The sequence below is a fragment of the Metallibacterium sp. genome (assembly GCF_054637675.1).
This window is the reverse complement of sequence record NZ_JBTSRB010000024.1, coordinates 20,217-42,681: the sequence shown is the minus strand read 5'-3', so window position 1 is coordinate 42,681 and position 22,465 is coordinate 20,217. Positions and strand designations below refer to the sequence as shown.

Sequence of the window (22,465 nt, the reverse complement as noted above, 5' to 3'; positions counted from 1 at the left end):
AGTCGTTCGCGACCGCGCTGGGTATCGCGGCGCCGATCGAAAGTGCGGGCAGCTCGCTGTTTGAGGTTCCAAACGCGGGAGCCGCTGATGCAGCGGCTTCTTCCGGCAATTCATTGGCGCCGAATGTCTATCACGTCACTGCGAATCCCTATGCCGCATCAAGCATTCTCGATAACGGTATTGATCCAGCTTTCTTGAACCCCAATGCCCGTTTTGGCTCGGCCTTCTATGTGGCAGAACAACCGAATACGGCGCTGGCCGAACTCGCCAATTACAACGCTGAGCCGTTTATGGCCATCAACTTCTCTACGAACAGTGGGGCAGCAAATGTGTTGGACTTGACCAATCCAGACATTGCTTCAGCATGGGGATACCAAGGCGGTCCGATCACACCCGCCACACAATCGATAGGTAGTCAGGCCAGTGCACAGGGTTACAACGTCATCCAGTATTACTCGGTTCGTGCTCCTGGCGCGGTCAACTACGCAGTCTTGAACAACTACAACGACATTCTGACCCCTGTTGCGATATCGCCGGCGAAGCCATGAGACTCCAAATTTTTGAATATCAGTGTGAAGCGTCAGGTCATAGTTTTCGCGCACCCGAACTCCCGATCGATGTGTACGGAGAATTTCTTCTTCGTAACGAGACTGATGCCGCGATGGTGTACTTGAATGCGATTGCCGATCCTACTTACAAAGAAGTGGATATGCTTTTGCAGCGTCATCCCAGTTTGGCTGGTGTGCCACCTAATAGACGTGCGGATATCTTGCGGCGGATCTACGGTGCAGTTGCATGTGATCTTGATTCTGAGGGAAGGCCATTTCGTATTGGGCAGCATCCAAAATGCCCGGTGTGTTCATCGGCTAACGTGAGGTCGTGGCAGGAGGTTCAGCCTGTGGAATTTGTCGACCTTGATATCCCCGCTGCTACGCACTCGATTTGGACGGCGCTTACTGAAGATCAAAAGGCAGATCGAGTTAATAGCGCCTTGTCATAGGGTCGACATCCGGATAAGGGGACGGAAATTAAATTGCCGCGCAGCCCACAGCCCCCCCCCAATAAGGGCCCCCCAATAAGGGGACGGAGGGAATTAAATCATTTGCCGAGCCTGTACGGAGGCATGAGATTCACGTTAAAGGTCGTTTAATTGCCTCCGTCCCCTTAATCGACCTTAATCGAACTTGCTGCTACAGTCGTTCGCGACCACGCTGGGTATCGCGGCGCCGATCGAAAGCGCGGGTAGCTCGCTGTTTGAGGTTCCAAGCACGACAGTCGATGCGGCGGCGTCAGATGTTCACCCTGACATCCTTGCTGCTCAGCAGGATCAGATTAATTCTGGTTACAATCCAGATAACTGGACCATGACGACGCTTCCGAAGGGAAGCCTTGTATATGGAGGCCTGCTAGGACAGTCCGCTTACTACACTACGGAGCAGACACTCTTGGATGGAAACTTTGATAGTGCGACCGTGTTTGACAGTCTTCAGGTGGCTCCGAATCATGAATTCGGTTACCGGCCGGAAATGGGCGTCTATCAAGTACCAGAAGACACACAGGTACCAACAGGGCAGGCTCTAGCAAACCCGAATATTGGTTCGGGTGGAGCACAGCAATTCTTCTTCGGCAATTACGGGCAGCAATTGCAACTTATCAATCGGATCGCGTTGGGGCACTGAAATGAATATTCAATCAGTTTCTATTGCGAGTGCTGTTCAAATTGCGATTGAAGAAGGGAATGCCGTAGAGGAAATTTCCACAGGGTGGACAAAGGTGAATCAGGTGGTCCACATGACGGATAGAATGTCTCCTGTCGTGCGGCAGAAGATTGAGCGTGAAGTGCCGACACTTCGCTATTGGGAATCGGTTGCAACGCCGCAGAATCCAGCGACTGAAGGCTTCATATCTGACCAGGATAAAGTTGGGCTTTCCTTTCCTAGATAGCAGTGCTTGCAGCGGCAACGGAAGGCCCGCTTGGTGACGCGTTTATGAACAAGGCGCGCGTGGTCGAGCTGAAGCGACTGCTGGAGGTCAAGGGTGCCAAGGTGACGTTGATGGATTGCAAAGTTACTGGTCGATCCTTTCCAAAGTACGCTTGCGCCAATGGTAAGCCGCCGCCGTGAGGCGGTGATCGATACGGATAAGGGGACGGAAATTAAATTGCCGCGCAGCCCACAGCCTGTTTCCACCATCCCGCGGCGTCGGCGGCGATCCGCCGGCGCACTGCGCGCACGTGCCTTCTTCGGCCAGCTCAGCCTGGCCAGTGCGACGACGAATCAGAGCTACGATGCCGAGGGCAACCTGACCGGCTACAGCTACACGGTGCCGGGCCAGTTCACGGCCACCTACACGGTCAGCTACCTCAAGCGCGATGGCTATCTGGAGCAGGCCACCGCGGGCAGCAGTTCGACCACGGGTTACACCCCGGCGACCGACACCTCGCTGTACGACACGCTGGGCCAGCGCATTGCGGTGCAGCAGACCGAGCAGTTGTCCAGCGGGACGGTGTCCGCGACCACGCGCGTGTACAGCTATGACGGCGACGGCCAGATCCTCGGCCGCACCGACGGCACGGTCAGCGGCACGGGCAGCAGCGCCACCTTCACCGCGCTGGCCGGAGCGACCACGGCCAACCCGGATGCGCTGGCGCCACAGCACTACGTGTATGCCGAGGGCCACAGCATCGCCACCCTGGGTGCGAACGGCACGATCCAGCTCAGCGACGGGCTGAGCGCGCCGGCCGCCACGGCCAGCAGCAACGAATACACCGTGCAGGCCGGGGACACGCTGCAGAGCATCGCGCAGACCGTCTACGGCAACGCCACGCTGTGGTACGTGATCGCCGATGCCAACGCGCTCAGCGTGGACAGCAGCGGCAACGCGATCAACCTCATCGCCGGCACCACGCTGAAGCTGCCGGCGGTGAGCAACGAGCAGAACAGCAGCCAGACGTTCGATCCGTACAACCCGCTCAAACTGATCGGCTCCACCACGCCGGCGCTGGCCTACATCCCGCCGCCGCCGCAGCAGCACTGCAACGACCTGACCACCCTGATCGTGGTCGCGGCGACGATGATCTGAAGCCGCTCCCCGAAAACCGAGATCGACACACGCGGCCTGCGCGGTCCTGGGTGACGGCTGTCAATGACGATCGCTGACGCGCGCGACTGTCGGCGCGTGCGCGGCGCCGCGAGACTGGCATCGACACTGGAGCCTGGCATGACACCCATCGAACCCGCGCCCACCGCTGCCGCATCCGCCGGGCTTCCGCTGGCCGCGTTGCGCAACGTGCACAAGGCCTATGGCGCGCAGCGCGCGCTGGATGGGGTCGATCTGACCTTGGCGCACGGCCAGTTGCTGGCCCTGCTTGGTCCCAACGGCGCCGGCAAGACCACGGCGATCGCGCTGCTGCTGGGTTTGATCCGCGCCGATGCCGGCATGGTCGAACTGTTCGGCGCCGATCCGCAAACCCTCGCGCCGCGGCGGCGCATCGGGGTGATGCTGCAAAGCGGCGCCTTGCCGGAAACGCTGCGCGTCGGCGAGTTGCTGCGCATGACCGCGAACTACTACCCGCGGCCGCGCGCGCTGGCCGAATGCGCCGAGCTGGCTGGCGTTGGCGATGTGCTGCAGCGTCCCTACGGCAAGCTGTCGGGTGGTCAGCAGCGCCGCGTGCAGTTCGCGCTGGCCTTGTGCGGACGCCCCGAATTGCTGTTTCTCGACGAGCCCACGGTGGGCATGGACAGCGCCGCGCGCGAGCGCCTGTGGACCACCATGCGCACGCTGGTCGGCGAAGGTTGCGCGATCCTGCTGACCACGCATTATCTGGAAGAAGCCGAGGTGCTGGCCGATCGCGTCGTGGTGCTGGCGCGGGGGCGCGTGCTGGCCGAGGGCAGTGTCGAGGCGATGCGTGCACGCAGCGAGCGCACGCGCATTTGCTGCCGCAGCGCGCTCAGCGCTGAAGCCTTGCGCACCTGGCCGGGTGTGCAGGAGTGCCGCCTCGATGCGGGCCTGCTGACGCTGACCGTGCAGCAACCCGAGCTGGTGTTGCGCCGCCTGCTGGCCGAGGACGCCACCCTCAGCGCGCTGGAAGTGCGCCGCGCCGGTCTCAGCGAGGCTTTCACCGAACTCACCCGCGAGGCCGCCTGATGAACGCCGTTCAAGCCATGCCACCGCCACGCCTCGCGCGCATCTACGCCCTGGATGCGTGGTTCGAGTTCCTGCGCGTGCTGCGCATGCCCGGCGCGGCGCTGCCGATGCTGGTGTTCCCGGCGATGTTCTACCTGCTGTTCGGCGTGGTCTTCGCCGGCAAGAACCCGCAGCAGGCGGTGTACGTGCTGGGCAGCATGGCCGCGTTCGGGGTGATGTCGCCGGGGCTGTTCGGCTTCGGCATCGGCGTGGCGGTGGATCGCGAGCGCGGCCTGCTGATGCTGAAGCGCGCGCTGCCGGCGCCGCCGGGTGCGTATCTCGCCGCCAAGATGGCGATGGCGCTGCTGTTCGCGTTGCTGATCTTCGTGATCCTGGCCGCGCTGGCGGTTACGGTCGGCGGCGTGCGCCTGGCGCCGCTGCAATGGCTGGGTCTGCTCGGCGCGATGCTGCTGGGCGTGCTGCCGTTTTGCGCCATCGGTCTGCTGATCGGCAGCCGCGCCAGCGCGCAGGCGGCGCCGGCGATCGCCAATCTCATCTACCTGCCGATGTCGTTCCTGTCCGGGCTGTGGGTGCCGCTGGCGGCGATGCCGCATGTGCTGCAGCAACTGGCGCCGCTGTGGCCGGCCTGGTATCTGGGCCAGCTCAGCCTGCGCGCGGTGGGCATGGCGCACGCGCCGCTGGGGCCGCCGATCGCGGCGTTGCTGCTGTTCACGGCGGTGTTTTTTGCGCTGGCGGTGCGGCGTTTGCGGCGCGCCGGGTGAGCGTCCGCGGCGCCGCGCTTATGATGACCGTGGTTTGACCGAGGAGAGTGCCATGCGCCTGGGCTTCGACATTGCGCCTGATTCTTGCCTCAACTACGCGCGCGGTTCCGGCGATCCGCGCAAGGCTTGGCGCTGGGCTGCGATCAACCTGACCTGGAGTTTCTGGATCATCGCCGCGCCGGCGTTGTCGAGCCTGTCGTGGCGTGTCTGGCTGGCGCCGACGCTGCTGTCATACGTGGTGTTCCTGTGGTTGTACTTTCGCGCCTATGCGGTATCAGTCAGGCATCTGATTGGCTATGTGCTGGCCATTGGCGCGCTGGGTTTTCTGCTGTCGCCGCTGAGCTGGGGCGGCATGACCTACGTGATCTATGCCTGCGTGTTCGCCGCGTTCGCGTTCCGCAGTCCGCGCACCAGCCTGCTGGCCATGCTGGTCATCCTGGCTGCCTACGTGGCCGAAACCGTTTGGCTGGGCTGGTCGTGGTCGAACATCCTCAGCGTGGTGCTGTGGGCGCTGGCGGTCGGCGGCATGAACCTGATGTACCGCGCCAAGGGCCGGGCGGATGCGCAATTGCGCCTGAGTCATGACGAGGTGCGCCGCCTCGCCGCCAGCGCCGAACGCGAGCGCATCGGTCGCGACCTGCATGATCTGCTCGGCCACACGCTGTCGCTGGTGGCGCTGAAGAGCGAGCTGGCGGCACGCCTGGTCGAGCGCGATGCCGCGGCGGCGGGGCGCGAGATGCGCGAGGTCGAGCGCGTGGCGCGCGCAGCGCTGGCCGAGGTACGCACCGCGGTCAGCGGCCTGCGTGCGCCCAGGCTGATGGCCGAGTTGGCCGCCGCGCGCTTGTTGCTGGAGACCGCCGGCGTGCACGTGGACAACCGCATCGGCGCCACCAATCTGCCCGAGGCGCAGGATGCCGCGCTAGCGCTGGTGTTGCGCGAGGCCGGCACCAATATCCTGCGCCACGCCGATGCACACGCGGTGGTGATCCATCTGGAGCAGGAGCGCACACGCGTGCGCCTATGCATTGAGGACGACGGTTGCGGTGGCGTGTTGCGTGAAGGCAACGGTCTGAACGGGATGCGCGAGCGCCTGCACGCGCTGGGCGGAGCGCTGCGCATCGAAGCGCCGGGTGAGCGCGGCACGCGCCTGTGTGCCGAGCTGCCGTTGTCGCCGGTCGCGTACCCCATCCATGCTGTCATCCCGGGCAGCGCGCAATCTTTCAAGGGCGTCATCGCGGACGGCGCGCAGCGCCGATCCGGGATCCAGCGCGGAGCTGCGCAAGTCTGTCTGGATCCCCGCCTGCGCGGGGATGACGACAAAGAAAGTCTGCGCGGGGATGGCGATATGGAAGGTCGGCGCGGGGATGGCAACAAGCTGGGCATGCGCGGGGATGGCGATATGGAAGGTCGGCGCGGGGATGGCAACAAGCTGGGCATGCGCGGGGATGGCGATATGGAAGGTCGGCGCGGGGATGGCGACAAGCTGGGCATGCGCGGGGATGGCGACAAAGAAAGCCTGCGCGGGGGTGACTTCATTGACCTCGACACCGCGACCGGTGCGCTACCGGACAGCGCCCCATGATCCGCGTGCTGCTGGCCGAGGATCAGGCCATGGTACGCGGCGCGCTGGCGGCGCTGCTGGCGCTGGAATCCGACATCGAGGTGCTGGGCAGCGCCGCCGACGGCGAAGCCGCGTGGCGCGAGCTGCAGCGCCTCAAGCCCGACGCGCTGGTGACCGACATCGAAATGCCCGGTTTGACCGGGCTGGAACTGGCGCAGCGCGTGCAGCGTTACGCGCTGCCGATCAAGGTGGTGATCGTGACCACCTTCGCTCGCGCGGGTTTTTTGCGCCGCGCGCTGGATGCCGGCGTGGCGGGCTATCTGCTCAAGGACGCACCCGCCGAGAAGCTCGCCGAGGCGCTGCGCATTGTGCAGCGCGGCGGTCGCGCGATCGACCCGCAACTGGCGCTGGAAGCGTGGACCGATGCCGATCCGCTCAATGACCGCGAGCGCCAGGTGCTGCGCCTCGCCGGCGAGGGCGTGGCCGCCACCGAGATCGCGCAGCGCCTGAATCTGACTCACGGCACCGTGCGCAATTACCTGTCGGAGATCATCGGCAAGCTCGGCGTGAGCAATCGCATCGAAGCCTACCGGCTGGCGCGGCAGAAGGGCTGGCTGTGAGGTGGAGCTGGTAGCGGGGAATCGGTAGCGGGTAGCGGGTAGCGGGTAGCGGGGAGCAGGGAGCGGGGAGCGGGGAGTAGGGGGCGATCGCGCCCTGCTTTCGTTGTCATCCTTATCTCTTGGTTTTTTGCCAAGGTAAGCGTCGAGAGCCGGCGTGGGCGATCGTGTCATCCTGAGCGCAGCGAAGGATCTCGCGCGTGGATGCGCGCGGCACGATGGCAATTGCCCGGATGCTTCGCTGCGCTCGGCATGACAGCGCAGGGAATCGCACGACCAGCCTTTCTCCACTTCCCACTCTCCCCTCCCTACTCTCGGCTACCGGCCCCATCTCCCCGACTCACCGGTGACGCACACTGCTGACAGCTGTCAATCGCGATGGTTGACCGCGGCGCCTTTCCAATACGGTGCGATCACGTCAAGCTGCGCACCGTCATTGCCGCCCCCTCCATCGCGCGTTCGTCATGAGCCAGGCCCCGATGAGCCAAGCCCCAATGAACCAAGCCCCGCAGGATTTGTTGCAGCAGTTGCGCATCGAGCGCAGTGATCGCGATCTGCCGGCGCCGCGGCGGCGCTGGCCGTGGATCGTGGGCGCGCTGGTCGTGCTGCTGGCGCTGCTTGCCGGCGCGTTGATCTGGCACGCCACGCGCGCGCCGCTGGTGCGGGTGGCCATGGTGCAGGCGCCGGCCAGCGCGGCGGGCTCGGGATCGGTGCTGCAGGCCACCGGCTACGTCACCGCGCGGCGCGCGGCCACGGTGTCGGCGCAGATCACCGGGCGCTTGACCGAGGTGCACGTGGAGGAGGGCGAGCGCGTGCAGGCCGGGCAACTGCTGGCGCGGCTCGATGACGGCCAGGCCAAGGCGCAACTGGCGCTGGCGCGCGCCAACGAGGCCGCCGCGCGCGCGGCGCTGGGCCAATACCAGGCCAACGCCACGCTGGCACGGATCACGCTGCGCCGCGAGCGCACGCTGGTGGACCAGGGTCTGGCGCCCAGGCAATCGCTGGATCAGGCCGTGGCCAGCGCCGCGTCGGCCGAGGCCACGCTGGCCAATGCGCGCGACCAGATCGCGGTGGCCGTGGCGCAGCGCCAGGCGGCACAGGTCAACTACGACTACACCTTCGTGCGCGCGCCGTTCGCCGGCGTGATCACCGACAAAGCCGCGCAGGTGGGCGAGATCGTCTCGCCGCTGTCGGCCGGCGGCGGCTTCACCCGCACCGGCGTGGCCACCATCGTCGACATGAACTCGCTGGAGGTCGACGTCGACGTTAACGAGTCGTACATCCACCGCGTGCATGCCGGCCAGCCCGCCGAGGCGGTGCTGGACGCCTATCCCGACTGGCGCATCCCGGCGCGCGTGATCGCCATCGTGCCCACCGCCGACAAGGCCAAGGCCACGGTCAAGGTGCGCGTGGCGTTGCTGCAAAAGAGCCCGCGCATCCTGCCCGACATGGGCGTGCGGGTGAATTTTCTGGAGCGCGCGGCGACGTCCAGCGCGGCGCCCAAGGGCGTGCTGATCCCCGCCGCCGCGCTGATCGACGTCGCCGCCGGCAAAGCCGTGTGGCGTGTGCGCGAAGGCCGCCTTGCGCGTGTGCCGGTGCAGGTGCTGGCGAGCTTCGGCGATCTGCGTCAGGTCACGGGCACGCTGGTGGCGGGCGAGCACGTGGTGATCAAGCCCGGCGCGCATCTGCGCGCCGGCATGACGGTACGCGTCGCCAATCCGGCGCAGGAGTGAAACGATGAACGCAACGCAGACGACCAGCGAGAACCTGATCGAGATCCGCGACCTGGGCAAGACCTACCGCCGCGGCAAGCAGCAGATCCCGGTGCTGCAGGGCGTGAATCTGGATGTGGCCGCGGGCGATTTCTTCGCGCTGATGGGCCCCTCGGGTTCGGGCAAGACCACACTGCTGAACCTGATCGGCGGGCTGGATACGCCCAGCGCCGGCAGCATCGTCATCGGCGGCCAGCGCGTCGACCGACTGGGCGGCGCCGCGCTGGCGCGCTGGCGCGCGGCGCACGTCGGCTTCGTGTTCCAGTTCTACAACCTGCTGCCGATGCTCAGCGCGCAAAAAAACGTGGAGCTGCCACTGCTGCTGACCAAATTGTCGGCCAGCGAGCGGCGCAAGCGCGCGGCCATCGCATTGCAGTTGGTGGGCCTGGCCGATCGCGCCAGCCACAAGCCGAGTGAACTCTCCGGCGGCCAGCAGCAGCGCGTGGCCATCGCCCGCGCCTTCGTCACCGATCCGACCCTGCTGGTGTGCGACGAGCCTACCGGCGATCTCGATCGCGCCTCGGCCGAGGAGGTGCTGGGCCTGCTGCAGCAGCTCAACCGCGCGCACGGCAAGACCATCGTCATGGTCACCCACGATCCGCGCGCGGCGGAGCACGCCAGCCACATGGTGCACCTCGACAAGGGTGAACTGGTCGGCGCCGCACGCGTGGCGCAGCCGGCCTGAGGAGTGGCGCGATGAAATATTTCTCGCTGGTATGGGCAGCGCTGTGGCGGCGCAAGGCGCGCACGCTGTTCACGCTGTTCTCGGTGCTGACCGCGTTTCTGCTGTTCGGCATGCTCGATGCGGTGCGCACGGTGTTCAATGCCGGGGATCAACTATCTTCGGGGCGCATGATCGTCAGCTCCAAGCTGTCGATCACGCAGCCGTTGCCGATCGCGCTGCTCAATTCCATCCAGCGCGTACCCGGCGTCAAGCAGGTGGGCTGGGCCAACTGGTTCGGCGGCTACTACCAGCACCCGACGCCGTTTTTCCCCAACTTCGCGGTCAGCAGCAACTATCTGGGCCTGTTCCGAAATCGCTATGTGCTGCCACCAGCGCAGGCCAAGGCCTTTGCCGACACACGCGATGGCGCGGTGGTGGGCGCGGCGCTGGCCAAACAGTTCGGCTGGAAACTGGGCCAGCGCGTACCGCTGATCGCCGGCATCTTTCCGCGCAACGATGGCAGCAATGACTGGAATTTCCAGATCGTCGGCATTTTCACCACCAAGAATCCCAAGCTGAAGGCGGTCGAACAGCAGTTCCTGTTCCACTGGAAATACTTCGACGAGGGCAACGCCTACATGAAGAACATGGTCGGCTGGTACGTGGTGAACCTGGCCAACCCGGCGGACTCTGATCGCGTGGCGCAGGCCATCGATGCGCTCAGCCGCAACTCCGACCACGAGACCAAGACGCAGACCGAGCAGGCCTTCCAGGCCTCATTCGCCAAGCAAATCGGCGACATCGGCCTGATCGCCGGCGGCATCATGGCGGCGGTGTTTTTCACCCTGCTGCTGCTGACCGGCAACACCATGGCGCAGGCGGTGCGCGAGCGCATTCCCGAGCTGGCGGTGCTGAAGACGCTGGGCTTCCAGGATCGCACCGTGCTGGCGCTGGTGCTGGCCGAGTCGGTGCTGCTGATCGTGCTCGGCGGCGTGCTGGGCATGGGCCTGGCGATGCTGCTGACGCCGATGGTCAGCGCCGCGAGCGGCGGCACGTTGCCGCTGCCGCCGCTGGGTCTGCATAGCTGGCTGTTGGCGCTGGGTCTGATGCTGCTCATCGGACTGCTGGTCGGTGCGCTGCCGGCGCTGCGCGGCATGCGTTTGCAAATCGTCGATGCGTTGGCTGGCCGCTGAGGAGATCACCATGCGCTTTCTGATCAATGCCGCGACGCTGCTGGTCCTGCTGCTCGGCCTGTATTTGTGGATCAGGTCGCCGTGGTGGCTGCTGCTGATCCTGGTCGTGCTGGCTGGCGTGGCGATGCTGCTGACGCGGCGCGGGCGCCAGGCGCTGGCGGTGGCGCGCATGGGCGTGAGCACCTTGCCGCAGCGCCTCGGCGCCAGCTCGGTGATCCTGGTCGGCATCGCCGGCGTGGTCGGCGTGCTGGTGGCGCTGCTGGCCATGAGCGGCGGGCTGGCGCAGACGCTGCGCGCCACCGGCAGCAACGACACCGCCATCGTGCTGCGCGCCGGTTCCACCGGCGAACTCGCTTCGGGACTCACGCGCGGCGAGGTGACACTGGTCGCGCAGGCGCCCGGCATCGCGCGCGACGCCCAGGGCGTGCCGCTGGCCTCGCCCGAGCTGATCGTCGTGGCCAACCTGCCCAAGCGCGGCAGCAGCAGCGACGCCAACGTCGAGTTGCGTGGCGTCGGCCCGCTGGCGCGCGCGGCGCACGGCAAGGTCAAGCTGGTGCAGGGACGCTGGTTCAAACCCGGCCTGCGCGAGCTGGTGGTCGGCGCCGGCGCCGAGCGCGAGTTCTCCGGCGTGAAGCTGGGCGATACCGTGCGCCTCGGTAGCCAGCCGTGGCAAGTGGTCGGCGTGTTCAAGGCCGGCGACGCGCACGATTCCGAGCTGTGGGCCGATGCCGATACCGTGTCCAGCGCCTACCGTCGCGGGGGTTTTTCTTCGGTGATCGTGCGTCTGGCCAAGCCCGCCGATTTCGCCATGCTCAAGGCCGCGCTGCTGTCCAACCCGCAACTGCACGTGATGGTACAGACCACGCGCGCCTACTACGCCGCGCAGTCCGAGGGCGTGACCAAGGTGATCCGCATCGTCGGCATCAGCGTCGGCGTGATCATGGCGCTGGGCGCGATCTTCGGCGCGCTCAACACCATGTACGCGGCGATCAGCGCGCGGGCGCGCGAGATCGCCACCTTGCGCGCGCTGGGTTTCGGCGGTCTGCCGGTGGTGCTCGCGGTGCTGCTGGAAACCCTGTTGCTGGCGCTGCTCGGCGGCGTGCTCGGCGGTGTCATCGCCTGGCTGCTGTTCAATGGCTACACCGTGTCCACCCTGGGCGCGGATTTCAGCCAGGTGGTGTTCCAGTTCCAGGTCACCCCGGCGCTGCTGGTGCAGGGCCTGAAGTGGGCGCTGGCGATCGGCTTCATCGGCGGCATCTTCCCCGCGCTGCGCGCCGCGCGCGTGCCGGTGAGCGTGGCGTTGCGCGAGTTGTAGTCGCGCAGGAACATGGCTCGAGCGTTCTGGCTATGCCATCGCGCCATCGAGTTGCTCGGCGCGGCGCTTGGCGGGCCGCGCTTCCAACGCGGCCCAGTAGCGCGCGAAGGCGGGGCGTTTGTCGATCATGCCGAACTGCATGCCGAAGCCGAGCTGCGAGCCGACGTACACATCGGCGGCGCTGAAGCGCCCGTCCACCAGATAGTCGCGCGCGCCGATGGCGGCCTCGAGTACGTCGAGCACCTTCTCGAACGAGCCGTAACCGACCATGGCCGCGCGCTCCTCGGGCACGGTCACGCCCAGCGCGCGGTTGGTCCACGCGGCCTCCAGCGGACCGGCGGCGAAGAACAGCCAGCGGTAGTAGGCGCCGCGTGCCGCGCTGTGCGGCGGCGGCGCCAGTCCGGCCTGCGGGAAGGCGTCGGCGAGGTAGGCGCAGATGGCGGCGCATTCGGTGACCACGGTGCCGCCGTGACGGATGGCCGGCACCTTGCCCATCGGGTTGATCGCCAGATACGGCGCGGCCTTCATGCTGGTGGCGTATTCAAGAACTTCAGTGCTGTGGGGCGCGCCGGTTTCCTCCAGCATCCAGCGCACGATGCGGCCGCGCGATTTGGGGTTGGTGTAGAAGCTCAGTTCGGGCGTGGTCATGGCGCTGCGCTCCGCGTGGATGGCGTGGGCATGGTACGCCGGCGCCGTTGCGCACGGCGGGCTTCAGCCGTGCGGCGGGCCGAGCGCATCGGCGATGAAGCGCGACCACAGCGCATCGGGCTGCCAGATCTCCCGCTGCGGCGCGAACGCCGCGCTGAGGGGCACGCCCCGGCACAGATGCAGCCATAGCCCGAGGAATACCGACACGCGCTTGATGGCCGCGCAGTGCACCCAGATCCTCTTGCCGCGGTTCGCATCCATGACGGCGAAGAAGGTGCGCAAGTCCTGTGGCGTCGGTGCATCGAATGCCAGCGGGATGTGCACGTAGTCCATGCCCAGCGCGCGCACCGTGCCGGCCGCGTCGGCCCGCGCATAGTCGGCGTCACGCAGCGCGAGATTGATGACGAGCCGGTAGCCGGCGGCGGCGATGGCGGCCAGTTCGTCCGCATCGGGCTGGCCCGAGGTGGCGAGATCGGGCGCGAGCTGGCGCATGTTGCAGATGCCGGAGAGCATGGCGAGTCGCGGGAGCTTCAATCCCGCAGCCAGTCCTCGCCGGGCATGATGCGTTTCATGAATGCGTCGAACATGGGCACCGTGAATGCCGTATCGCCGTGGTTCGGGCTCCAGATCATGCCCTTGGCGATGAGCTGATTGCGCAGCGGTCCCAACGCGGTGACTTTGCGCTGGAGCATGCTCGCGATGTCCCCGGAGCGGTGCGGGCCCGGCCCCAACTCGGCCATGGCGCGCAGATAGCGCTTCTGCACCGGGGTCAGTCGATCGAAGCGCACGCGGAAAAAGCTCTCGTCGAGCGCGGCGATGGTCTCGGCTGAGGCGCGATCCACATCGTCCACGGTGATCGGCGAGCGTTGCGCGACGTCCCATGCGTGCTTGCCCCACTCTTGCAGAAAATAGGGATAGCACTGGGTTTCGCGAATGATGCGGTCGATCGCTGCCGGCGCGTAGGCGACACCCTGCTTGCGCGCGGGCACCTCGATGGCTTGACGCGCGGCATCTGCATCCAGCGGGCCTATCTCCGGGAAGTCGAACAGGCGTTCCGCATAGGATTTTGCGCGGCCCATCTTGCCCGGCAGTTGCGGCAGGCCAGCGCCTACCAGCATCACCGGTAGCTGCAGTTGGGTGCAGCGGTGCAGCGCGGTGATCAGCGCAGCCAGTTGCTCTTGTTCGACGTATTGCAGCTCGTCAATGAACAGCAGCAGAGCTGTGTCAGCCGCTTGTGCCGCTTGTCCTGCCAGTTCCAGCAGGGCCTGCAAGTCGTGCTCCAGATCGCCGTTGTCGGCCAGGCCGGGCACGGGATCGAAATCGATGCCGACCTCGATGTCCGCGTATTTGACCTTGAGTGACCGCGCGAAGCCCGCCAAACCCTGCAGTGCACGGCGCCCCAACGCCTTGGCCTTTTCACTGAGCGACAGCCGCAGCAAGGCTTGGCGCAACTGCGGCGCCAGGATGGCCGGCAGCGAGCGGCCCTCCGGTGCCTCGATGCGCAGCGTCTGCATCCCGGTGGCTTCGGCATCTTCACGCATACGCTCCAGCAGCACGGTTTTGCCGACGCCGCGCAGCCCCACCATCAGCACGCTTTTGGCGGCACGGCCGGCGCGGACGCGCGCGGTTGCGATGCGCACCTTTTCCAGCAGCGCATCGCGCCCGGCCAGTTCCGGCGGCGGCGTACCCGCACCAGGCGCATAAGGGTTGGAAACCGGGTCCATGGTCGGACTTTATACCGAAGTTATCAGTATTACAAAAAAACAATAAACTCAAAAATATTGATCAAATCGCTGGTACAAATGGCCATGCACATGCTGGGTTTAGCCCACGCGCCCACTCTCGCGGTGCGCCAGCCAGGCGCCGGTCAGCGCGGCGAGGTAGGGGATGGACTGCGCGACCAGGATGGCCACCCACAGCTTGCCTTCCTCGTACTTGCTGCCGAACAGCAGCACCATGCCGACGATGGCGGTGGCCAGGCCGATCACCATGAACAGCTCCTCGCGCACCGAGGCGAAGGCGCTGGGCCGGTCGCGCAGTCGGCGCCGCTTGGCGGTGCGCACGAACTCGCCCTTCTGCTTGACCAGACCCCACCAGATGCCGCGCGCGATGGCGTGGCTGAGGCCCATGCTGGCGATGGCCGCCATCAGCGTGTCGCGCCACGAGCACGGCACGCGCTTGCGGTACAGCCAGATACCCAACACCGCCTTGGCCACGAAGAAACTCAGCACCGGAATCAGGAACAGCTTCAACGGCAGGTTGAAATACTGCGGAAACAGCAGCATCAGCGCGGTCCAGATCAGCGCCATCAGGGTGAACACCAGATGCAGCGCATCGGCGAACCAACTGAACCAGCCAGTGAGAAAGTGGAAGCGCTGCCCCGGCGTCAGCGGCCCCGGTTGCGTCATCCAGCCCCAGCGTGCCTTGAGAATCTGCATGGCACCGAACGCCCAGCGGTAGCGCTGCGATTTGTACGCGGTGAAATCGGCCGGGGTCAGGCCCTGGCCCATCAATTCGTCCACATAGACCAGATCATAGCCGGCGTGCATCAGGCGCAGGCCCAGCTCGGCATCCTCGCAAATGGTCCACTCCGACCAACCGCCATCGCGCTCCAGCGCGCTGCGCCGGACCATGGTCATGGTGCCGTGCTGGATGATAGCGTTGCGTTCGTTGCGGTGGTGCATGCCGATGCGGAAGAAGCCGTCGAACTCCCACGCGGTCATGCGCCGGAACGCGTTGTGTTCGAAATCGCGGTGCGCCTGCGGGCACTGCACCACGGCCACCTTGGGATTCTCGAAGTAACCGCACAGGCGCGACAGCCAGTCCGGGCGCACCACGTAATCGGCATCGACCACGGCCACGACCTCGGCGCGCGCGTCGGTTTGCTGCAGACCGTAATTCAGCGCGCCGGCCTTGAAGCCCGGCCACGGCGCCAGATGAAAAAAGCGGAAACGCTCGCCCAGCTCCACGCAGTGCGCCTCGACCGGTTTCCACACCGCCTCGTCCCTGGTGTTGTTGTCGATCACCAGCACTTCGAAGTGCGCGTAATCGAGCGCGGCCAGCGAATCGAGCGTGGCGATCACCATCTCCGGTGGCTCGTTGTAGCAGGCGAGGTGGATCGACACGAACGGCTGACGCTCGGGCGGCAGAGCGTCCAGCAGCGGGAAATGTCGCTGCCAGCGTCGGTGCCACAACACCTCGACGAATTCGAAGCCGTTGATCAGCAGCACCGCCAGAATCGCCAACTGCGCCGGGAACAGGATCGCCAGCATGGCCCAGTCGATGGGGTTGAGATAAAACGCGAACGGCACCGTCACCGACCAGGCGATCAGCCCCGCGGCGAGCTGCATGAGCGCCAGAAAGAACAGTCGCCCGCGCATGCGGAAGCGCTCGAAATAGCGCGCGAACAGCAGCATCGGCAGCAGCGCCAGCAGGGATGCCGCCAGTGCCTTCCATGGCCAGTGCGGGTCTTCGAGGATCGGTCCGGTGAGCGGAAACTTCAGCTTGCGATCGGCGCCGAACATGCCCCAGTAGGCACCCACGCGGCCCTCGCCGAGGTTCTCCTTCCACGGCTGGTCGATGGCTTCCATGACGTAGTAATCGATATGACGTGCCTTGGCCACGTTGAACCACTGGCGCAGAAACAACGCCTCGTTGGCCAGGCTGGGTTCGGCGTATTTGTAGCGATTGCCGTTGCTCGGCCAGCCCACTTCGCCGACCACGATGGGCTTGCCGGGAAACATGCGCTTGAGCTGCTCGTAGTGCATCAGCACGTCGCCAACCGCGTCCTTGCGTGGCACACCCTCCCAATAGGGCAGCAGGTGCACGGTGATGAAATCGACGTGGTCGGCCAGCTCCGGGTGGGTTTCCCAGATGTGCCATGGTTCGGCGGTGGACACCGGCTGGCGGATCGCCGCGCGCGCGCGATCGAGGTATCTCATCAGCTCGGTCGGTGCCATGTCGCGGCGCAGCAGCACCTCGTTGCCGACGATCACGCGCGTGATGGTGTGCGGGTAGCGGTGCGCCTGCTCGATCAGCGCCTGCAGTTCCTTCTCGTTGTGGCGCTTGTCCGAATCCAGCCACGCGCCGGCCATCACGTGCATGCCGTAATTGCGCGCCAGGCGCGGAATCTCCGGTGTCTGCAGAGAGGCGTAGGTGCGGATGCGGTGCGTGTAATGCGACAGCATGGCCAGATCGGCGCTGATCTCCGCCGGCGTCGGATAGTCGCCGGTCAGCGGGCTCTGGAAGCGACGGTAGGCGCTGTAGGCGAAGCCATGGATCGGCCCGGTCCAGCCCGGCGCGTCGACCGGGCGGTTGGCCCAGGCCCACAGGCCGAAGTTGGCGGTGGCCACCAGCAGAGCCAGCAGCAGCGCGCGCAACCAGGAGCGGCCGGGAGATGCGGGGGTGGTGGACAAGCGCCAGGCTCACGCGCCGCAACCAGCGCGGCTCAAGCGTGCGAGCTTAACGGAGTGGCCGGCGCCGGCCAATGCAGCCGGCGTCGGGGTTTCATGGCGGGCTCAGGCGCCGAATGGCCAGCGGTTCGCGCGCCGGCTCATTTCAGCAGCGAGCGCAGCATCCACGCGGTCTTCTCGTGATACTGCAGGCGCTGCGTGGCCAGATCGGCGGTGGGCTGATCGTCGGCCTTGTCGGCCAGCTTGAAGGTGGCGCGGCCGATGCGCACGCAGGCCTCGTGGCCATCGACCAGTTGCTGCACCATCGCCTTCCAGTCGGGCACGCCGGTTTCTTCCTTGATCGTGCTGAGCTTGCCGAACTGGCTGTAGGAGCCCGGCGCGTACACATCCAGCGCGCGGATGCGCTCGGCGATCAGGTCGGCCGCGGTCCACAGCTCGTTGTACTGCGTCTCGAACATCAGATGCAGGGTGTTGAACATCGGCCCGGTGACGTTCCAGTGGAAGCCGTGGGTCTTCAGGTACAGCGAATACGTATCCGCGAGCAGCACCGACAGATTCTTGGCGATGGCCTCGCGTTCTTTCTTGCTGATGCCGATTTCGATGGCCATGGTTCGCTCCTGTGTTGAAGGGTCTGCGCATGGATCGCAGTGCGGGGGGAAATACCGCCTCGATTATCATGCGCCACCGAAAACACATGGCGCCAGCGCGCGCCAGCTCAAGGGCATGACATCGATCAGCGAACTGCGCCAGGCGCTGGATGCGGTACTGACGCGCGAGCGCGCGCGCCTGGCGGCGCGACTGCGCGCTCTTGGCGCGACGCCCGATGCGGCCGCATTGGTGGCGCTGACGCGCGACATCCAGGCCTCGGCGCAACGCCGCGCCGCGCGCGCGGCCAGTGTGCCAGCAACGATGATCGATGAGGCGCTGCCGATCGCGCGCCACGCCGACGACATCATCGCCGCCATTTGCACGCATCAGGTGCTGATTCTTGCTGGCGAAACCGGCTCGGGCAAGACCACGCAATTGCCCAAGCTGTGCCTGGCCGCCGGGCGCGGCGTGGCCGGCATGATCGGTTGCACGCAGCCGCGGCGTTTGGCCGCGCGCGCGGTGGCGCGGCGCGTGGCCGAGGAACTGGGTACCGAGGTTGGCGCGCTGGTCGGTTTTCAGGTGCGCTTCAACGAGCAGGTCGGCGAGCGCGCCTTGGTCAAGTTCATGACCGACGGCATTCTGCTGGCGGAGACGCGGGGTGATCGCGCGCTGTCGGCCTACGACACGCTGGTGCTGGACGAGGCGCACGAGCGCAGTCTCAACATCGATTTCCTGCTCGGCTATCTCAAGCGCCTGCTGCAGCGGCGTGCCGATCTCAAGCTGATCATCACCTCGGCCACGCTGGACACGGCGCGTTTCGCGCAGCATTTCGGTGACGCGCCGGTGGTCAGCGTGGAAGGGCGCGGTCACCCGGTGGAACTGCGCTGGCGTCCGCCGCAGGGTCGCGGCGAGGCCGATCTGCCGGCGCAAGTGGCCGCCGCGCTGGATGAGATAACCAGCAGCGATGGTCGCGGCGACGTGCTGGTGTTTTTGCCCGGCGAGCGCGAGATCCGCGAGGTGCATCTGGCGCTGGAACGACGCCGTTATCGCCACACCGAGGTGTTGCCGCTGTATGCGCGCCTGTCGGCCAGCGAGCAGGATCGCGTGTTTCATCCCGGCGCGGCGCGGCGCGTGGTGCTGGCCACCAATGTCGCGGAAACCTCGCTGACCGTGCCGCGCATCCGCTACGTGATCGACAGCGGCAGCGCGCGCGTCAAGCGTTACAGCGCGCGCAGCCAGATCGAGCGCCTGTACATCGAGCCCATCGCGCAATCCGCCGCCGAGCAGCGCAAGGGCCGCTGCGGGCGCGTCGGTCCAGGCGTGTGCGTGCGCCTGTATGCCGAGGAGGATTTTTCCGCGCGACCGCGCTACGGCGATCCCGAGCTCAAGCGCAGCGCGCTGAGCGGCGTGATCTTGCGCATGCTCAGTCTGGGCCTGGGCGAGGTCGAGTCGTTTCCGTTCATCGATGCGCCCGAGCCGCGCGCCTGGGCCGAGGGCTGGCGGCGCCTGGCCGAGATCGGCGCGGTGGACGACGCGCGCAAGCTCACGCGCATCGGGCGCGACATCGCCGCGCTGCCGCTGGATGCCGGTCTGGCGCGCATGCTGGTCGAAGGTCAGCGGCTCGATGTAGCCGAGCCGCTGCGCGTGCTGGTGGCCTTCCTCAGCATCCAGGATCCGCGCGAGCGCCCGGCCGATGCGCGCGCCGCCGCCGATGCCGCGCATGCCACGTTCATCGACAAGCGCTCCGATTTTCTCGGCGTGCTGAATCTGTGGGCGGCCTACCAGCAGGCGCACGAGGACTTCACCCAATCGAAATTGCGCGATTGGTGCGAGCGCCATTTCCTGAGCTTTCTGCGCATGCGCGAGTGGCGCGAATTGCATCGGCAGTTGCGCGTGCTGGAAGAAACGCGGGACTCGGGACTGGGGGCTCGGGACTCGAAAAGCCGGGACTCGGGACTGGGGATTCTGGACTCGGAAAGTCCAGCGGTGACGCATGTGGATGCCTTGTCGCGACAACCTGCTCGCGTTGAAGCGACATCTGCAATGGCGGCACGTCGCCCCATCCCCGAGTTCCGAGTCCCCAGTCCCGAGTCCCGCAAGGAAGAGGCCCTCCACTGCGCCCTGCTGGCCGGCCTGCCCACGCAAGTGGCGCACAAGGACGAAAAGGGCGGTTATCGCGGCACGCGCGAGCGGCGCTGGCAGATTTTCCCCGGCTCGGCGCTGGCCAAGGCGCCGCCGCCGTGGCTGTTCTCCGCGCAGGTGCTGGATCTCAACGGGCGCGTGTACGGCATGATGAATGCGCGCCTCGAGCCGGCGTGGATCGAGCGTCAGGCCGCGCATTTGCTCAAGCGCGCGTGGTTCGATCCGCGCTGGTCGCGCGCGCGTGGCGCGGTGCTGGCCTTCGAGCAGGTCAGCCTGTTCGGATTGAATCTGGCCGAACGCCGCGCGGTGCAGTTTCAGCGCCAGGATCCGGCGCAGGCGCACGCGATTTTTCTCGAACAGGCGCTGGCCGAGTGCGCGCTGGATGCGCGCGCGGACTTTCTTGCCGCCAATCGCCGCGTGCTGGCCGAGGCCGAGCGCATCGAAGCGCGGCAGCGTCGCGCGGGTTTGCTCAAATCCGCCACCGAGCGCGCGCAATTCTTCGCCGGCAAGCTGCCCGAATCCATCGCCAGCGCGGCGGCGCTGGGCGCCTGGTACAAGCAGGCCAGCGCGGCGCAGCGCGCGGCGCTGCACTGGTCGCTGGACGATCTGCTCGAAGCCGATGCCGGCGCTGCGGGCGCGTATCCAGCCGCGCTGGATTTGGCCGGGCAGCACCTGCCGCTGGAATATCGCTACACGCCGGGCAGCGACGATGACGGCATCACCCTGCGCGTGCCGCTGGCGCTGCTGAACGCCTTGCCCGAGGTGCGCCTGCAGTGGTTGGTGCCGGGTCTGCTGGCGGAGAAAATAGCCGAGATGATTCGCGGCCTGCCCAGATCGCTGCGGCGCAATTTCGTACCGGCGCCGGATTTCGCGCGCGCGTTCTGCGCCGCCGAGGCGCCGCGCGACGAGGCTTTGGGCCGCGCGCTGGCGGCGTATCTGCGTCGCGTCAGCGGCGTGGCGATCGGCGCCGAGGATTTCGCCGGCATCGAGCTGCCGCCGCATCTGCGCCTGCGCGTGCTGGTGCGCGACGGCGACGGCGCCACGCTGGATGCCGGGCGCGACCTGGCCACGCTGCGCGCGCGCTGGTCGGGCGCCGCGCGCAACGCCTTCGCGCAGCACAGCGCCGCCGAAGTGCAGCGCGAGGACGTGGCCGGCTTCGACTTCGAGGAGATTCCGCTGCGCGTGCATGGCGCCGGCGGGCTGGATGCGTTTCCGGCGCTGGTCGATCAAGGCGGCAGCGTGGCGCTGCGCGTGTTCGAGCGCAGCGACGAGGCCGCCGCCGCGCATCGTCACGGCGTGATGCGCTTGCTGCGTCTGGCGCTGGCCACCGAGATCAAGCGTGCCGCGCGCCAGTTGCCGCTGGCGCAGGGCGTGGCGCTGCGCTGGGCGCCGCTGGGCGATGCGCAGACGCTGCGCGCCGAGGTGGTCGAGGGCGCGCTGGACGCGCTGCTGCAACAGGCCGATGTTGAGGTGCGCACGCGTGGCGCGTTCAGCGCGTTGCGCGACGCGCTGGCGCGCGAATTGTTTGGTGCGGCGATGATGCGCTTGCAAAGCGTCGAAGCCGCGGTCAGCGCGCAGGCCGAGCTGCGCCCATGGCTGGAGCCGCCGCTGCCGGGTTTCGCGCGCGCCAGCTATGACGACTTGCACGAGCAGCTCGATCTGCTGCTGGCGCCGGACTTCTTGCGTACGCTCGAACACGCGCATCTGGCCGAGCTGCCGCGTTATCTCAAGGCCATGTGCTTGCGCGCCAAGCGCCTGCGCCAGGATCCGGCGCGCGACCAGCGCCGCATGTTCGAAGTGCTGCCGTTCTGGCGCAGGCTGCTGGCACTGCGCGCGCAAGGTTGCGATGGCGCCGCGTGGCACGCCTTGCGCTGGCTGCTGGAGGAATGGCGCGTATCGCTGTTCGCGCAGGAGCTGGGCACCGCGCAGCCGGTGTCACTGAAGCGCATCCAGCGCGCGCTGGCGGACGCGGAAGCGGAGCCGGCCGCGGGTGCTGGTGGCCGGTAGCCGCAACCATCACGCGTCTTGCTCCGTTGCTGAGCATCGCGAAGGATCTGGTCTCGATACAGGCGTGGTGGCGTCCGTCTGCCACAGCGTTCGCTCTTCCCTTCTCCCGCCGGACAGTTTCCCCTTACCCTCCGGGCGGGATTCCCTCTCCCCTCGGGAGAGGAGCCTGTCCTGAGCTTGCCGTGGGATCGATCCCTCTCCCCTCGGGAGAGGGTGGCGCGCAGCGCCGGGTGAGGGTTCGCACTTGCTTGGCATGCGTTGTGCGTGAACGACCGCTCTTGCGTTGGGCTTGGCAAGGTTCCCCTGTTCCGTGCGGCTGCCGCGGCGCGGGTTCCTTTCTTTGATCGGCAAAGAAAGGAACCAAAGAAAGCCGACCCCGACAGCAGCGCCCGCTGCGCGGGTCCGCGTGCGTCCGCGGGGCGCGCCGATGGCCATCCTTGGCCTGCGGCGCGTGAGGGCGATCTCGGCCTGTGCATCCTGCACTGGCCGAATCGTCCGGCCCGCAACATCGTGTTGCGGGCGTTCGGCAGCTGGCGCTGCCTCACCCCACGCGCTCACACTTCGTGCCTTTCCCGCGCAGTCCCGCCGCTGCCGAAGGGGGTTGAAGATCAGGAGCACGCGCGCTGCGCGCGCGTCGTT

General features: G+C 66.7%; 20 protein-coding genes. 15 read left to right on the top strand and 5 right to left on the bottom strand.

The annotated features are described in order from the left end of the window. From ACYDAT_RS09015 to ACYDAT_RS08950, 14 genes are all read left to right on the top strand, one after another. On the top strand, positions 1 to 548 hold a 548-nt coding region (locus tag ACYDAT_RS09015), incomplete at its 5' end, for an RES family NAD+ phosphorylase (RefSeq protein WP_461449700.1). After that, positions 545 to 1,000 carry a hypothetical protein gene (locus ACYDAT_RS09010; protein ID WP_461449698.1) on the top strand — a complete coding sequence of 152 codons (456 nt, stop codon included), beginning with the start codon at positions 545 to 547 and terminating at the stop codon, positions 998 to 1,000. The genes ACYDAT_RS09015 and ACYDAT_RS09010, both read left to right, overlap by 4 nt. 184 nt (positions 1,001 to 1,184) lie before the next feature. Then, positions 1,185 to 1,679, top strand: a complete 495-nt coding sequence (locus ACYDAT_RS09005; protein WP_461449696.1) for a hypothetical protein — start codon at positions 1,185 to 1,187, stop codon at positions 1,677 to 1,679. 1 nt (position 1,680) lies between these two features. Continuing rightward, the gene (locus tag ACYDAT_RS09000; protein ID WP_461449694.1) at positions 1,681 to 1,944 is read left to right on the top strand and encodes a hypothetical protein; all 264 of its coding nucleotides are present in this window, start codon (positions 1,681 to 1,683) and stop codon (positions 1,942 to 1,944) included. Between the two features lie 44 nt (positions 1,945 to 1,988). Continuing rightward, a complete protein-coding gene (locus ACYDAT_RS08995) occupies positions 1,989 to 2,123 on the top strand; it encodes a hypothetical protein (RefSeq protein WP_461449692.1) in 135 nt (44 codons plus the stop codon). 37 nt (positions 2,124 to 2,160) lie between these two features. Continuing rightward, positions 2,161 to 3,081: a LysM peptidoglycan-binding domain-containing protein gene (locus tag ACYDAT_RS08990; protein WP_461449690.1), complete on the top strand. Its 921-nt coding sequence runs from the start codon at positions 2,161 to 2,163 to the stop codon at positions 3,079 to 3,081. Positions 3,082 to 3,219: 138 nt separating this feature from the next. Then, on the top strand, positions 3,220 to 4,146 hold the full coding sequence (locus tag ACYDAT_RS08985; RefSeq protein WP_461449688.1) for an ABC transporter ATP-binding protein: 927 nt from the start codon (positions 3,220 to 3,222) through the stop codon (positions 4,144 to 4,146). Next, positions 4,146 to 4,907 (top strand): ABC transporter permease, encoded by a 762-nt coding sequence (locus ACYDAT_RS08980; protein WP_461449686.1) that lies wholly within the window; start codon positions 4,146 to 4,148, stop codon positions 4,905 to 4,907. Before ACYDAT_RS08985 ends, ACYDAT_RS08980 begins: the two co-directional genes overlap by 1 nt. Positions 4,908 to 4,959: 52 nt before the next feature. Next, positions 4,960 to 6,489 (top strand): histidine kinase, encoded by a 1,530-nt coding sequence (locus tag ACYDAT_RS08975; RefSeq protein WP_461449684.1) that lies wholly within the window; start codon positions 4,960 to 4,962, stop codon positions 6,487 to 6,489. After that, positions 6,486 to 7,088, top strand: coding sequence for a response regulator transcription factor (locus ACYDAT_RS08970; RefSeq protein WP_461449682.1), 603 nt, complete (start codon positions 6,486 to 6,488; stop codon positions 7,086 to 7,088). Before ACYDAT_RS08975 ends, ACYDAT_RS08970 begins: the two co-directional genes overlap by 4 nt. A gap of 476 nt (positions 7,089 to 7,564) precedes the next feature. Continuing rightward, a complete protein-coding gene (locus ACYDAT_RS08965) occupies positions 7,565 to 8,818 on the top strand; it encodes an efflux RND transporter periplasmic adaptor subunit (protein ID WP_461439506.1) in 1,254 nt (417 codons plus the stop codon). A 4-nt stretch (positions 8,819 to 8,822) separates the two neighbouring features. Continuing rightward, positions 8,823 to 9,542 (top strand): ABC transporter ATP-binding protein, encoded by a 720-nt coding sequence (locus tag ACYDAT_RS08960; protein ID WP_461449680.1) that lies wholly within the window; start codon positions 8,823 to 8,825, stop codon positions 9,540 to 9,542. An 11-nt stretch (positions 9,543 to 9,553) separates the two neighbouring features. Then, the gene (locus ACYDAT_RS08955) at positions 9,554 to 10,714 is read left to right on the top strand and encodes an ABC transporter permease (RefSeq protein ID WP_461439508.1); all 1,161 of its coding nucleotides are present in this window, start codon (positions 9,554 to 9,556) and stop codon (positions 10,712 to 10,714) included. 10 nt (positions 10,715 to 10,724) lie between these two features. Continuing rightward, a complete protein-coding gene (locus ACYDAT_RS08950) occupies positions 10,725 to 12,029 on the top strand; it encodes an ABC transporter permease (protein ID WP_461449678.1) in 1,305 nt (434 codons plus the stop codon). 30 nt (positions 12,030 to 12,059) lie between these two features. Here ACYDAT_RS08950 and ACYDAT_RS08945 read toward each other — a convergent pair whose 3' ends face one another. The 5 genes from ACYDAT_RS08945 to ACYDAT_RS08925 form a co-directional block, all read right to left on the bottom strand. Continuing rightward, the gene (locus tag ACYDAT_RS08945; protein ID WP_461449676.1) at positions 12,060 to 12,677 is read right to left on the bottom strand and encodes a glutathione S-transferase family protein; all 618 of its coding nucleotides are present in this window, start codon (positions 12,675 to 12,677) and stop codon (positions 12,060 to 12,062) included. A 63-nt stretch (positions 12,678 to 12,740) separates the two neighbouring features. Then, positions 12,741 to 13,190: a protein tyrosine phosphatase family protein gene (locus ACYDAT_RS08940; protein ID WP_461440881.1), complete on the bottom strand. Its 450-nt coding sequence runs from the start codon at positions 13,188 to 13,190 to the stop codon at positions 12,741 to 12,743. Between the two features lie 17 nt (positions 13,191 to 13,207). Further along, positions 13,208 to 14,401 (bottom strand): ATP-binding protein, encoded by a 1,194-nt coding sequence (locus ACYDAT_RS08935; protein ID WP_461439512.1) that lies wholly within the window; start codon positions 14,399 to 14,401, stop codon positions 13,208 to 13,210. Positions 14,402 to 14,500: 99 nt separating this feature from the next. Then, complete coding sequence (locus ACYDAT_RS08930; protein WP_461449674.1) at positions 14,501 to 17,092, bottom strand: glycosyltransferase; 2,592 nt, start codon at positions 17,090 to 17,092, stop codon at positions 14,501 to 14,503. Between the two features lie 137 nt (positions 17,093 to 17,229). Then, positions 17,230 to 17,697: a Dps family protein gene (locus tag ACYDAT_RS08925; protein WP_461439514.1), complete on the bottom strand. Its 468-nt coding sequence runs from the start codon at positions 17,695 to 17,697 to the stop codon at positions 17,230 to 17,232. 115 nt (positions 17,698 to 17,812) lie between these two features. Between ACYDAT_RS08925 and hrpA the strand changes: the two genes are divergently transcribed. Further along, a complete protein-coding gene (gene hrpA, locus ACYDAT_RS08920) occupies positions 17,813 to 21,826 on the top strand; it encodes an ATP-dependent RNA helicase HrpA (RefSeq protein WP_461449672.1) in 4,014 nt (1,337 codons plus the stop codon). The last annotated feature ends 639 nt before the right edge of the window (positions 21,827 to 22,465 follow it).

Coding starts and splice junctions, on each gene's coding strand:
- ACYDAT_RS08970 (WP_461449682.1), top strand. CDS start 6,486: ATGATCCGCGTGCTGCTGGCCGAGGATCAGGCCATGGTACGCGGCGCG.
- ACYDAT_RS08980 (WP_461449686.1), top strand. CDS start 4,146: ATGAACGCCGTTCAAGCCATGCCACCGCCACGCCTCGCGCGCATCTAC.
- ACYDAT_RS08965 (WP_461439506.1), top strand. CDS start 7,565: ATGAGCCAAGCCCCAATGAACCAAGCCCCGCAGGATTTGTTGCAGCAG.
- ACYDAT_RS08945 (WP_461449676.1), bottom strand. CDS start 12,677: ATGACCACGCCCGAACTGAGCTTCTACACCAACCCCAAATCGCGCGGC.
- ACYDAT_RS08955 (WP_461439508.1), top strand. CDS start 9,554: ATGAAATATTTCTCGCTGGTATGGGCAGCGCTGTGGCGGCGCAAGGCG.
- ACYDAT_RS09000 (WP_461449694.1), top strand. CDS start 1,681: ATGAATATTCAATCAGTTTCTATTGCGAGTGCTGTTCAAATTGCGATT.
- ACYDAT_RS08995 (WP_461449692.1), top strand. CDS start 1,989: ATGAACAAGGCGCGCGTGGTCGAGCTGAAGCGACTGCTGGAGGTCAAG.
- ACYDAT_RS08950 (WP_461449678.1), top strand. CDS start 10,725: ATGCGCTTTCTGATCAATGCCGCGACGCTGCTGGTCCTGCTGCTCGGC.
- ACYDAT_RS08940 (WP_461440881.1), bottom strand. CDS start 13,190: ATGCTCTCCGGCATCTGCAACATGCGCCAGCTCGCGCCCGATCTCGCC.
- ACYDAT_RS08935 (WP_461439512.1), bottom strand. CDS start 14,401: ATGGACCCGGTTTCCAACCCTTATGCGCCTGGTGCGGGTACGCCGCCG.
- hrpA (WP_461449672.1), top strand. CDS start 17,813: ATGACATCGATCAGCGAACTGCGCCAGGCGCTGGATGCGGTACTGACG.
- ACYDAT_RS09010 (WP_461449698.1), top strand. CDS start 545: ATGAGACTCCAAATTTTTGAATATCAGTGTGAAGCGTCAGGTCATAGT.
- ACYDAT_RS08925 (WP_461439514.1), bottom strand. CDS start 17,697: ATGGCCATCGAAATCGGCATCAGCAAGAAAGAACGCGAGGCCATCGCC.
- ACYDAT_RS08960 (WP_461449680.1), top strand. CDS start 8,823: ATGAACGCAACGCAGACGACCAGCGAGAACCTGATCGAGATCCGCGAC.
- ACYDAT_RS08975 (WP_461449684.1), top strand. CDS start 4,960: ATGCGCCTGGGCTTCGACATTGCGCCTGATTCTTGCCTCAACTACGCG.
- ACYDAT_RS08985 (WP_461449688.1), top strand. CDS start 3,220: ATGACACCCATCGAACCCGCGCCCACCGCTGCCGCATCCGCCGGGCTT.